This is a genomic window from Xenorhabdus sp. KK7.4, from assembly GCF_963876465.1.
GTDB classification, from domain to species: Bacteria; Pseudomonadota; Gammaproteobacteria; order Enterobacterales; family Enterobacteriaceae; genus Xenorhabdus; species Xenorhabdus stockiae.
The window spans coordinates 170,332-181,316 of sequence record NZ_CAWNQF010000122.1; the positions used below are offsets into that span (position 1 = coordinate 170,332).

The window sequence follows — 10,985 nt, forward strand, 5'->3', positions numbered from 1 at the left end:
TTTTCATTTCTAAGGCCGCCGAGTGCGGTTTTTTTTACATCCAAAAACGGGGTGAACTATGTTCGGAAAGCCAGATATCCCTAACTGGAAGGGTGTCCCCAACGCTGCAATTGATGCCGGGATTAGCCTGGGTGGTGCAGCTTTAATTAATACACTGTTCGGCAACTACTGGGGGATATTCAATCAGTATGGTATCCCTCTGTTGCTGGCAGATAGTGTGATATCGCTGCAATACCAAAACCAGTATCGGGTTGTAAGTGCCCCGATAGAGAACGGCTCATTTGCCTCTTATAACAAGGTCGGTGAGCCTTACAAAGTGACGGTTCAGTTAAGCAAAAGCTCAGGCGGTACACTGGAGCGCGGCGCTTTCCTGTCTCAGCTTGAGATATTAGCGAAAAGCACATTGAAGTTTCACGTTGTCACGCCGGAATTTGTCTACATCAATGCTGCGATTGTCGGCTATGACCTTGCACGGGAAGCCAAAGACGGTACTACGCTGATTAAGGTCAATGTCCATCTGGAAGAGGTCAGGGAAGTAAAGGTCAAGTATGACAAAGAAGAAGTGAAGAATCCGGACGATGCCAAAAAGAAAGACACCGGCGACCAGACACAAAAAGTGGAAGCGCAGCAGCAAGAAGTGAACGGCATACTGGATGACATTCTGGATAGCAGAAAAACTAAATTAAAGGGGATTGGGGATTTTAGCGAAAGAGTCGGCGGTGCATTAGGAAAAGCCCTTGATAAGGGTAAAGAACTCCTAGAGATGGGGCGGCAACAAATTAATGGCGGGGGGTTCTTTTAATGCTTGTTGAAATTACCTTATCCCCTATACCCAACCAAACAACCTCATTCACGATTGGTACAGACCTAATCGACCTGACACTTGAGAGCCGACTGGGAAACATTTTCGCCACGGTACAAAAGAACGGTGAGTATCTGGTGTGCAACCGTGTCTGTCGGAATCTGTCGTATATCTGTCGATGGTTGGTCTTTGTGGACATTGAAGGGAATACTGACCCGGAATACACCGGACTGGGTTCCCGCTATAAACTGGTATGGAACGATGAAATTTAATCGAAAAGTAATCAAAATTACCCTCACGCTTTCAGGCAAAGACGAATCCTTCACCTCAGCCAGTCAGAATAAGCTCTCCGCCACCGGACTTCGGATTAACGCCGAAATTAACTACGGCAACGGGGCAATCACACCTTACGCGCGGGTGAAAGCTTATGGCCTGCCTATTGAAATCATGGAGAAATTGCTGCGCAAAAAGTGGGGTAATTTTGAGGCGCTTCGCAATATGATGACCATTGAGGCCGGAGAGGAAGGTGAGGCGTTAGCACAGGTCTTTAGAGGTGGTATCACGTTTGCCTACCCTGATTTTGGTGATGCGCCGAATGCATCACTGGTGATTGAGTCACAAACTGCCGTGCTGGATAAAATGCAGGGGGTGAATGCTGAAAGTTACGAAGGTGAACACGATGTTGCCGCTATTATCGCAACAATTTGCCAGCGCATGGGATACACCTTTGAGTCTAACGGGGTCAGCGTAAAAGTCTCTGATCCGTACCTGCATAACACGGACATCGATAAAATCCGCCAGTTGGCTCATGCCGCCAATCTGGATGTGTATATCGAAGACAAAAACGTAGCCATTACCTACAAGGACAGCCCCCGGCGCACCTTAAAAATACCGGTCATCTCACCGGAAACAGGCCTAATCAGTTACCCCATACCAACCAATCTCGGTGTGCAGTTCAAATGCTTCTATGATCCGCTCGTCCGGTTCGGCGGTATCGTGCGTATTACTGACAGCCTGATAAAGATATGTAACGGGGACTGGCTGGTCTTTGGTATCAGGACAATATTAGAAACCGAGCAGGATTCCGCACAGTGGGCGATGGAAGTCTCAGCCAGCCGACGAGGAGAAAACTATGCCGCCATCAAAAAGTGAACGGGTATTGCTTTATGACCCACAAACCACCGCAGGCGGGGCGCTCAGTCAGGAGACGATTATCTGGTCGCTGATTGGCAGAATAGGCACCGTGACCATTTGTCGGGTAGAGAAAATCCACGGCGGCGGTGTTGGCCCGGTAGGGTATGTCGATATCCTGCCACTGGTGCAACAGGTCGATGGGGCAGGCAATATTTATCAAAATGCCACCGTCTACAATGTGCCGTATTTTCGCTATCAGGGCGGCGAGAACGCCGTCATTCTTGACCCGAAAGTGGGGGATTTGGGCTTTTGCTTTACCGCCAGCCGGGATATCTCGAAGGTGAAGAGAACCAAGAATTCAGCGCCACCGGGCAGTAAACGCAAATACGACATGGCAGACAGTCTCTATCTCGGTGGCTTACTGAATGGCGCACCCAGCCAATTCATCCACTTTCTGGAGAGCGGAATGGATATCGTGTCCACCGGCATCGTGAACGTCAAAGCCACTAAAATTGTACTGGATGCGCCGGTTGAGACGACCAGCACCATTCAGGCCAAGAGCAATATCACCGACAACACAACCATCAATAGCCAGTCAATGGCTGGTATGCGTGAAATCTATAACACTCATACTCACCCCGAACACGGGCAAGGTTCTAATACCAGCCCCCCTAATCAGAAGGCGTAATCATGCGGACATTATTTCTAATGCCTGCCACATGGGATTTAACTCTCGATGCGGCGGGCAACATTGCTATGGCCTCAGATCAGTACGCCAGAGCGCAGTCAGTGGCTAATGCCTGCCGGGTCTTTGTGAAAGACCTGTATTACTCACAGGGTGACGGCATTCCGTATCTGGAGGAAATCTTAGGCAAGAACCGCTATTCACTGGCGATGTACCGCAAGTATTTAGAGGATGCAGCGATGTCGGTCGAGGGGGTAATGTCAGCCACAGCGGAACTCAGCACCGCCAATGACAGGGTGGTCAGGGGACGAATACTTTTTACGGACATTAACGGAACCAAGGGAGCAATCGAACTATGATCCCAAAACTACAAATTACTCCGCAGGGGATATTAGCGCCCCCTACACAGGAAGTCATTGACGGCTGGTGGCAGGTACTCAAAGGGTGCTTTGGTGACAATCTTAATACCGACATGAACACCCCGCAAGGTCAGTTAGTGACCACGCTAACTGCCATTATCACTGACGAACGTAACTTCTTTATCCATCTCCTGAACAACTTTGACCCGCGTTACGCTGACGGCCTGATGCAGGATGCGCTGGGGTATATTTATTTCCTGCAACGCAAACAGGCAACCAAGTCTGTTGCTGAAATCACGGTTAATGGGCTGGTCAATACGGCTATCCCGGTTGGCTTTCAGGTGGCTGATAACGTCGGGAGGACGTGGAGTACGCAGACGGAAGTCACAATCGGTGATGATGGACTCGTCACTGTGCATGTTTACTGTGATGTTATTGGACGAATTGAAGCGGCTGCCGAGTCCATTAATCGCATTGTGAAGGCTGTTGCTGGGGTAGACTCAGTTATCAATAAACAGGCCGCCATTGTGGGCAAAGAGGCCGAATCCCGACAGGAATTTGAGCTAAGACGACAGCAGTCGGTAGCTGTCAATGCTAAAAACACCAATGCCGCTACACAGGGTGCGGTTGGCAATATCAAAGGCGTGATCGACTGTTACGTTATCGATAATCCCTCTAACGAAACAAAAACCGTAGGGTTCACCAATTATCCGTTAATTCGCAACTCCATCGCAGTGTCTGTTGTGGGGGGCAATGATAATGAGATTGCCCGGCATATTCTGAGCAAAGCCGGGTCTGGCTGCTCGTTTGTGGGCAATAATACGGTCAAATACGAGGACACAGAAAATTTCCCTTATATGCCACCCCGCTATGAGGTGACATTCATCCGGCCTCACCATATCCCGGTGGAGTTTATTATCACCTTTGAAGATAAGCTCAAGCTGACCCATCAGGACAAAGAAGCCATCCGTCAGGCGGTCATGAATGAATTCACCACAGGCCGAGGAAAAGGTCGCATTGCCAAGAAACTGATTGCCAGTGATTACATTTGTGTTGTGGCCCAAGCTGCGACTGAGCGGTTAATAGCGGTTCAGGTAGCCAGAAAAGGCGAGGCGGTAGCAAATTATCTGGAGTTTGGTATTGATGAATTCCCGGTGTTATCGGTGGATGACATAAGGATAGCGTCATGATTGGGATAAAAGACACCTTCCTGAGCCAGTACGCCAACAGCCCCGCTATCTGCACCATCCTCAATAATTTTAATGACACGGTAGACCCTAGAGCCAGCACAGACGAATTCTATCATCTGGCAGTCAATGTGCTTACGGCAAAAGGGTTCGGGCTGGATATCTGGGGGCGGATTGTCGGCATTGGCAGGGATTTATCCATACCCGATCCGAATGCGGATTATTTCGGCTTTAAGGAGACAGAGAAATACACCCCGTTTGACCAGTCCCCCTTTTACAGTGGCGGGGCTTCTGATATGTCCTACAAGATGGATGATTCCACTTACCGGGATGTCATTTTAATGAAAGCGCACTCGAACATTCTGTATGCCACCGCGCCAAATATTAACCGGTTCCTGAAAAGTCGTATTTTTACAGGCCGGGCTTATTACCTGATCACCGGTCACATGACCGCCCGGTATGTTTTTGAATACCGGTTATCTGAATTAGAAAAGAACCTGATTTACCACCACCACATCTTACCGCATCCGTCAGGGGTTCAGATCTCTATCGCAGAACTGCCAGCGGGTGAATTTTTCGGCTTCTACGGAACGGGCTTTCAGCCTTTCGGTCAGGCCGCTTTTGCACAATAAGGTGAACAATGAAAAACCCTAATTTAATCCCTAAGCCCTTCGCACAGAACGGGCAGAAAGATGCTATACCTGCCAATTACAAATCCGACTTACCCAGCCAAAAGGCCACATGGGATACAGGCTTCCCGCAAATCACCATGATGCCCGTCACCGCAGGTGGATTACCTCCCAGCGGGCGAGATTTTAACGGTATTCTGAACCAGATTTCAGACAATATTGTGTACTTATCTCAGGGGGGAAAGTTTAAGTATTCGCAGGAATATGCCGATTCGACCGGCGGTTATCCCAAAGGGGCAATATTGCAGTCTGATGATGAAACCCGCGAGTTTCAGAGTCTGACGGACAATAATAAAATTAACTTTAACAAAGAATCGTCTGAGATAGTGAGTGCGGCATGGAAACAGGTGAGCACAACTCAGCTTTTGGATGAGTTAAACAAAAAGCTCAATCGCTCTGATGTGGTGCAATCAGTCGGCAACAGTAAAACACAGGTAATGAGCCAGAATGCGGTTACCGATTCCCTGAACACCAAACAAGACAAAGGCGATTACGCCACTAATACGGCGTTGAATCAGGTCAACGATAACGCCAACAACCGCCTTGAGAAAGAGAAGAACGGGGAAGATATCGAGGATAAGAATACATTCATTAACAATCTTGGGCTGCGGGATACGGTGGACAGGGCGCATCATTCACTGGATCGCCGTACTGGGGGAGAGGTGAATGGCGATATTTTATCTCAGGAAAATATTTCAGCAAAGGGAATAATGAGCGCTGATAAAGGCTTTCATGCAGGGACGGCGATACTGACTCCATGGGGAGATATTCATGGTACCGAGTGGGATGGCTGGATCAGTCACTGGATTAAACGGCATTATGGTAAAAAGAATGCCGCTGAATTTATGGCGGGTAATAAAGGGTGGTGGCAGGATGGCTCAAGCGGCATCATTTTTCAATATGGAGCGCTCAGTGTCAGCGGTGGAAATTTTGATTTCCCGCGTGCGTTTTCGAATGAATGCTTTGCGGTGCTGGTAACTAACACGAATAGTCAGGGAAGTCGTATAGACAATGCATTTGGTTACCAGATAAACCGCTTTCAGTTCTATGCGGCATCAAAAACCGAAGGTGGGGATATAGGTAGATATCCGGTGGCATGGTGGGCAATTGGGAGATAGACACGATGAATAACAAAGAAATACGTCAAAATGTATGGCCTGATTACGACAGGAATTATGATTATTTTTACAGTGCGTCAGCGCCGGGATTTGTTTACCGGCCTTATGATGACCCGGAGAATTACCCGGCTGACCTTAAACCTATCAGTAATGATTTGCACAATCAATTACTTGATGGGCAGGCGAATGGAAAACGGATTGTGGCTGATGGCAATGGTTATCCCGTTCTGGCAGACCCTCTTCCGCCGACCCCGGCGCAATTACAACAACAGGCTGAGTCTGAGAAGCGCTACCGTTTATCTCAAGCCAAGGAGAAAATTGATATCGGGCAGGATGCCGTTGACCTCGACATGGCGACGAAAGAAGAGAAAGCCGCACTGCTCGCCTGGAAGAAATACCGTGTCTTGCTCAACCGGGTGGATTGTTCCACTGCCCCCGATATCGTCTGGCCTGAACAGCCGGAGTGAGGGGAAGGGTAAAGCAATAGAAAAATTAAACTGATGACCGTTCATTGTAATTGTAAAGCACAAAAGTTAGGGAATAGATAGGTGGGTAAATTTGAGTGAGGAGATAATCAAAATATGATTGTTTTTTAGCTCAGTGAATCAGTGTTTTTGCGGAGGGTTTTACACCCATTTTACACCAGTTTTACACCAAGCAAATTTGGGGCATAAAAAAACCAACCGTAATAGGTTGGTTTTTCTAGGGAAATTTGGTCGGCATGATAGGATTTGAACCTACGACCCCCGACACCCCATGAATGCGATTATTTCGCTCTCAAGGCCTTATGTAGCAAGCGATTAAGGCGCTTTCACTGGTTTTGCAAACAGTGCATAATCTGCAAAATTCGTTCTTTATACATCAATGGGTTAGGCTCTATTTTACCATACTAAATGGCTATCTCTCCGTGAGGGACTTCTACCCATTCAACATGGTTCTGAGTATAGACTTTTGTTGATTTTGCATCACTGTGTGCCATACGCGCTTGTGGGTCTAATCCATTAGTTTTAAACATGTGTGCAGCCAGTGCACGGATCTCGTGAAATGTCGGCCTTTCTGCAATCGGCAAATGTGCAGCAACACCCACTTTATCTCTCAACGCCGAAAATGCCCGGCTCAGATAGTCTGGTGCAACTTGAGTAGGATGATGGACTTCTGAGCTAATCTTGTTCGGACGCTTGATTGGTAAGCGATGAACAACATACGGGCTGGCAATAGAATCCCGGCTATCATCAACAATCTGTTTTAACTTCTCTCCGATAGGAATAGCAACGTGAGACGCTTCTTTATCCTGAATTTTTTGCCTGTGAATATAAAGCATCCCATAAATGCCATTTTGCGGTTCTGGATACCACATACAACCACAAACACCTTCTTGCGGGGATTTGATGTTGTATCTGATACGCGAAACCTCTAATCTGGCCTGAGTGGTTTGCAGTGCCAGATCCATTGCTGTTCGTAACCACGGTTCTGCAGCGATACGTATCTTTTTAAAGTCTTCCAGTGATAATCGGCGGCGCATTTTCTTCTCTGTCCGTTTACGTTTCTTGCGTTCTGCTGGATTATCAAACATTAGAGACTCATCAACGGCATAGCTAAAGAGTTTCTTTAAAAAAGATACCTTTCTGTTTTGGACATTAGCAGATGCCTCTGCATGGTATTTATTGAGATATTCGTTAACATGCTCAAGAGATATTTCCATACACGGAATATCAGCAAAAAACGCTTTAACCCTTTCAATATTGTTATTCCAGTCAGCAAGGGTATTTGCTGCGGGTTTTTCATCCGAAATAATTCTGTCGAAGAGTTTATCAACATGATCAGAGAAAGGTAATGATTCACCAAATTTACCGCCTGACTCCTTAAGTAAGGAAGAAATGCAGACGGATTGTTCTGGTCTCATCACATTGTTGTATTCTCTGGCAATAGCGATAGCGACTGCTTTGTCGCCACCAATAAACTTACGCTTTCCATTAACAAGAGTTAACCGATATTCATTTTTGGATTTATCAAAATAAAGATAGTTAGGTAGATGCCTGAATTCTTTTTTTCTTGGACGTCCAGCCATTTTATGAATCTTTTATTAACTTGTTTACTTGTGATGAAATAAGAGAATCAACGCCCCATCTTTCTGATGAATAAACCCATGCCGAACCATCGACAATTTTCCCTCTTAATTGACCTATTTCTATCCATCGTTTAATGGTTCGGTTATCAGGTATTGATCCTATTTCAAATTCTCTGTTACCCCACGCACTGGCTTTCATTAATTTATCATGTGAAATAGTTCCGCGATTTATTTTCATGGTCTTGGTCTTGCCTCATTATCGATATAATAATCCGATCAGCAGTGTCACAGGCGCGGATAATATCCGCTTGATCACAGGGCGTGTTTTTGACGCTGGCCGCTAATCGTCCCAGTTTGATATCGAAGTCAGTTAATAGTTGTTGTCCCGGTTGCCAGAGTTGCATGATGGTGCTCCATTTGGTGGATGTACCATCATGCTAGTGATTACGTGGCTGAATTTCTGATTATGCTTAATCAGGTTTACGGGTGAGGAATGAACTGCCGTTCTCCGCCTTCTGATGGTTATCAACCTGCTCGATTCTTACTTCGGGCGGGAAGTCGTAGAAGATGGCACAACGGCGGTCAGCAATGATCTGGACGCTTGTACCATCGGGCAGAGTGATCGTGACAGGTTGGTAACGTTTATGTTGATGTTTAAGCATGGGTCTGGCCTCTTTTAATTTGTTGGTCTGGGTATTTTTATGATGTACACACTCTCAATGCACTTGACCGTGACGGATACCAGAGTTGAGTTGGCTCACCAAAGCACTTTTCAGTTGGTCCAATGTGGATTTTTCCATTGGCGAAAAATCTTCGGTTTTGTCCGCTGACCATGTTATTTCGCACTGCCCGATTTCTTCGTTATAAAAGATACTGACTTCAAGTCTTGCTGCCATAATGTGCTCCTCCATGCCCGGATCACCGGGCATAATCTGATTGTTAACGAACCTGTAAACTTCTTTCCCCAATTTCGATATGCGCACCCGGTATAGTGTCGCCGCGCTCGATCGCTTCTTTGATGGCTTTTTTATCTGGGGCGGTAATGGTTTGAACATCCACTAACTCGTCAGGCAATAACATTTCGTTATCGATAATGACTCTGGCGATACCCTGACGCGTACTGAACGTGTTTTTCGTGGTTTTCAGGCTGTTCAGTTCTGCTTTTAGCAAGCAATCCAACACATATTTTTTCAGGTGTTTGATTTGACCTTCAAAGGACTTTTTGCGATCGGCCAGTCGTTTGGCTTCATCGTCCAGCGTTCTGGCTTGTCCTTCAAGGTTACGGACATGGATCATGACCGCATCCAGCTTGTCACCTAAAGCACCCTCTAACCCTTCAAGAGTGTCGGCGATGGCTTCCGGCGAAAATTCACCTGTGGATATCAGTTTTTGCAGTTGGTCATAATCGGTAGCTAACGCAATTGCGGTGGTCATTGATTTGCCTCTTCCAGTTTGGTTACACACGCTTTTTCGATTTCAGTCAAACGACGTAAGCGACCTGACAGATAACGTTCATACTCTTTGTCACCGATAGATTTCGCATTCTTGAGATGTACATCGATTTCACGGGTTAGCGTGGATGTGATGCCTCTCAGTTCATTTTTAGTGACCGCCGTTTTCATGGTCTCGGTATTACGTGCAAACTTCTCGTCCAGCTCTTTACGTAAGCGGGTGAGATCTTCAGCTTTGTCACTGGCCGCCTTGATGCCAAATTCAATTTTGTTTTCAGCCAGATATTCCGGGTTGTCGTACATACCCATAAAGACATCGGCACTGAACCCCAGCATGGATAAGGCTTTTTTAATGGCATCGGTCAGGGATTTCTTCAGCACTTCACCGTCAGCTTTAGGGCCATAACTTGATTGGTAGCGATAGGGCGTAGCACCATAACTGATGAAGGATGAACGTTCGCCATATTCATCTGCATACCAGAATACAATCTTGATAGAGTGATTTTGGGTAAAAATTAATGAGCCATCACCATCACGCAAAAAACGGGTACCGATGTGTTTATTGCGTTCATCCAGAACGGGCTCAGTCATGGGAATACCATCAATAGATTTTTCTTCCAAAATGTCATACCCCCAGCCTTTACCTATGGGGCCAAATATTTCAGTGGATCGCATAAACATATAGTTACTGTTGATGCTGGTACCGCTATAACCCATGCCTTCTAGTGGTTTAGTAAAACGCGGATCGGTACGCTGAACGGCGTTCCAGATGCGGAGATTAGCCTGTTGTTCATTCCCCCGTGCCTTGATAGCTTCTTCCAATAGATCGGCCCGGTGTTGGAAATTATCATTACTGGTGTTCTGGCGACTGCCTGGAGGTAATAGAGTGCCTTCATCATTTGCTGCCATTTTTGGTGCGGTTTTGTCAGTTTCCGGTACGGTTTCCGCTATTGCTGGTACGTCTGTATCCATTTCTGGCGTGATTTCTTCGGGTTCTGGTACGATTTCCTCTTTGGCTGGTTTGGCTTTTCTCGTTCTGCGGGGTTTGGCTTCTTTAACTTCAGGGGCGGCCTGCTGAGTCTTAGGTTCACCGGCAGAGTCATTTGTGACGGTAGTTTCTGGTGTTGGCACAGGTTTGTCTGTGGTATCGGGTAATTCATCGGAAGAAGCAGTATCACCCAACGCATGGTTGATAAATGCCTTCATTGCGCCAGAGTCGGTCAGGAACTCAGGACGTTGCTTACCTGCACGTACCACCCGAAAGATATCTTCACGCGGGATAGACAGGGCATCGGTTCTGATGCGAAATTGCGTAGACCAGCGACGCCATGTTTCATCACTGTCAGCCATCATTTTTTTCGCTGAGGCCATTTCCTGTGACATAATCTCCCAGCAGTCAAAATCACCATCCAGTAAGGCCATGGCAATTTCTAAGTCCAGTGTGGCGTAGCTATGATTAAATTCGCGTTTTTGATATGACTCTGACAGCCAC

16 protein-coding genes are annotated in these 10,985 nt (G+C 46.8%); 9 read left to right on the forward strand and 7 right to left on the reverse strand.

The genetic code is table 11. The features are described 5' to 3' along the window. Positions 1-58: 58 nt before the first annotated feature. From AACS90_RS20520 to AACS90_RS20560, 9 genes are read left to right on the forward strand one after another with little or no spacing between them, the layout of a single operon-like run. Positions 59-802, forward strand: a complete 744-nt coding sequence (locus tag AACS90_RS20520) for a phage baseplate protein (RefSeq protein ID WP_099121325.1) — start codon at positions 59-61, stop codon at positions 800-802. Then, positions 802-1,074, forward strand: coding sequence for a phage baseplate plug family protein (locus AACS90_RS20525; protein WP_099121326.1), 273 nt, complete (start codon positions 802-804; stop codon positions 1,072-1,074). The genes AACS90_RS20520 and AACS90_RS20525 overlap by 1 nt, the downstream gene beginning before the upstream one ends. Continuing rightward, positions 1,064-1,954, forward strand: a complete 891-nt coding sequence (locus AACS90_RS20530) for a baseplate hub protein (protein ID WP_099121327.1) — start codon at positions 1,064-1,066, stop codon at positions 1,952-1,954. The genes AACS90_RS20525 and AACS90_RS20530 overlap by 11 nt, the downstream gene beginning before the upstream one ends. Beyond that, on the forward strand, positions 1,935-2,624 hold the full coding sequence (locus AACS90_RS20535) for a phage baseplate protein (RefSeq protein WP_206601835.1): 690 nt from the start codon (positions 1,935-1,937) through the stop codon (positions 2,622-2,624). Before AACS90_RS20530 ends, AACS90_RS20535 begins: the two co-directional genes overlap by 20 nt. A gap of 2 nt (positions 2,625-2,626) precedes the next feature. Continuing rightward, entirely contained in the window at positions 2,627-2,980 is a 354-nt protein-coding gene (locus AACS90_RS20540) for a hypothetical protein (protein WP_099121328.1), read from the forward strand. Further along, on the forward strand, positions 2,977-4,170 hold the full coding sequence (locus tag AACS90_RS20545; protein ID WP_099121329.1) for a baseplate J/gp47 family protein: 1,194 nt from the start codon (positions 2,977-2,979) through the stop codon (positions 4,168-4,170). Before AACS90_RS20540 ends, AACS90_RS20545 begins: the two co-directional genes overlap by 4 nt. Continuing rightward, entirely contained in the window at positions 4,167-4,799 is a 633-nt protein-coding gene (locus AACS90_RS20550; protein ID WP_099121330.1) for a DUF2612 domain-containing protein, read from the forward strand. The genes AACS90_RS20545 and AACS90_RS20550 overlap by 4 nt, the downstream gene beginning before the upstream one ends. An 8-nt stretch (positions 4,800-4,807) precedes the next feature. Further along, positions 4,808-5,974, forward strand: a complete 1,167-nt coding sequence (locus AACS90_RS20555) for a gp53-like domain-containing protein (protein WP_099121331.1) — start codon at positions 4,808-4,810, stop codon at positions 5,972-5,974. Between the two features lie 5 nt (positions 5,975-5,979). Next, the gene (locus AACS90_RS20560; protein ID WP_099121332.1) at positions 5,980-6,441 is read left to right on the forward strand and encodes a tail fiber assembly protein; all 462 of its coding nucleotides are present in this window, start codon (positions 5,980-5,982) and stop codon (positions 6,439-6,441) included. 422 nt (positions 6,442-6,863) lie between these two features. Here the strand turns inward: AACS90_RS20560 and AACS90_RS20565 are convergent, their stop codons facing one another. The 7 genes from AACS90_RS20565 to AACS90_RS20595 form a co-directional block, all read right to left on the reverse strand. Further along, positions 6,864-8,042: a tyrosine-type recombinase/integrase gene (locus AACS90_RS20565; protein ID WP_099121333.1), complete on the reverse strand. Its 1,179-nt coding sequence runs from the start codon at positions 8,040-8,042 to the stop codon at positions 6,864-6,866. A gap of 1 nt (position 8,043) precedes the next feature. After that, positions 8,044-8,280, reverse strand: coding sequence for a hypothetical protein (locus AACS90_RS20570; RefSeq protein ID WP_099121334.1), 237 nt, complete (start codon positions 8,278-8,280; stop codon positions 8,044-8,046). Continuing rightward, positions 8,249-8,446: a hypothetical protein gene (locus tag AACS90_RS20575; RefSeq protein WP_099121335.1), complete on the reverse strand. Its 198-nt coding sequence runs from the start codon at positions 8,444-8,446 to the stop codon at positions 8,249-8,251. Before AACS90_RS20575 ends, AACS90_RS20570 begins: the two co-directional genes overlap by 32 nt. 66 nt (positions 8,447-8,512) lie before the next feature. Continuing rightward, positions 8,513-8,704 carry a hypothetical protein gene (locus AACS90_RS20580; protein WP_099121336.1) on the reverse strand — a complete coding sequence of 64 codons (192 nt, stop codon included), beginning with the start codon at positions 8,702-8,704 and terminating at the stop codon, positions 8,513-8,515. 54 nt (positions 8,705-8,758) lie between these two features. Continuing rightward, on the reverse strand, positions 8,759-8,938 hold the full coding sequence (locus AACS90_RS20585; protein ID WP_099121337.1) for a hypothetical protein: 180 nt from the start codon (positions 8,936-8,938) through the stop codon (positions 8,759-8,761). Between the two features lie 43 nt (positions 8,939-8,981). Next, complete coding sequence (locus tag AACS90_RS20590; protein ID WP_099121338.1) at positions 8,982-9,476, reverse strand: siphovirus Gp157 family protein; 495 nt, start codon at positions 9,474-9,476, stop codon at positions 8,982-8,984. After that, on the reverse strand, positions 9,473-10,985 hold a 1,513-nt coding region (locus AACS90_RS20595), incomplete at its 5' end, for a hypothetical protein (protein WP_099121339.1). The genes AACS90_RS20595 and AACS90_RS20590, both read right to left, overlap by 4 nt.

Coding starts and splice junctions, on each gene's coding strand:
- AACS90_RS20530 (WP_099121327.1), top strand. CDS start 1,064: ATGAAATTTAATCGAAAAGTAATCAAAATTACCCTCACGCTTTCAGGC.
- AACS90_RS20565 (WP_099121333.1), bottom strand. CDS start 8,042: ATGGCTGGACGTCCAAGAAAAAAAGAATTCAGGCATCTACCTAACTAT.
- AACS90_RS20560 (WP_099121332.1), top strand. CDS start 5,980: ATGAATAACAAAGAAATACGTCAAAATGTATGGCCTGATTACGACAGG.
- AACS90_RS20525 (WP_099121326.1), top strand. CDS start 802: ATGCTTGTTGAAATTACCTTATCCCCTATACCCAACCAAACAACCTCA.
- AACS90_RS20575 (WP_099121335.1), bottom strand. CDS start 8,446: ATGCAACTCTGGCAACCGGGACAACAACTATTAACTGACTTCGATATC.
- AACS90_RS20590 (WP_099121338.1), bottom strand. CDS start 9,476: ATGACCACCGCAATTGCGTTAGCTACCGATTATGACCAACTGCAAAAA.
- AACS90_RS20550 (WP_099121330.1), top strand. CDS start 4,167: ATGATTGGGATAAAAGACACCTTCCTGAGCCAGTACGCCAACAGCCCC.
- AACS90_RS20540 (WP_099121328.1), top strand. CDS start 2,627: ATGCGGACATTATTTCTAATGCCTGCCACATGGGATTTAACTCTCGAT.
- AACS90_RS20580 (WP_099121336.1), bottom strand. CDS start 8,704: ATGCTTAAACATCAACATAAACGTTACCAACCTGTCACGATCACTCTG.
- AACS90_RS20585 (WP_099121337.1), bottom strand. CDS start 8,938: ATGGCAGCAAGACTTGAAGTCAGTATCTTTTATAACGAAGAAATCGGG.
- AACS90_RS20545 (WP_099121329.1), top strand. CDS start 2,977: ATGATCCCAAAACTACAAATTACTCCGCAGGGGATATTAGCGCCCCCT.
- AACS90_RS20570 (WP_099121334.1), bottom strand. CDS start 8,280: ATGAAAATAAATCGCGGAACTATTTCACATGATAAATTAATGAAAGCC.
- AACS90_RS20520 (WP_099121325.1), top strand. CDS start 59: ATGTTCGGAAAGCCAGATATCCCTAACTGGAAGGGTGTCCCCAACGCT.
- AACS90_RS20535 (WP_206601835.1), top strand. CDS start 1,935: ATGCCGCCATCAAAAAGTGAACGGGTATTGCTTTATGACCCACAAACC.
- AACS90_RS20555 (WP_099121331.1), top strand. CDS start 4,808: ATGAAAAACCCTAATTTAATCCCTAAGCCCTTCGCACAGAACGGGCAG.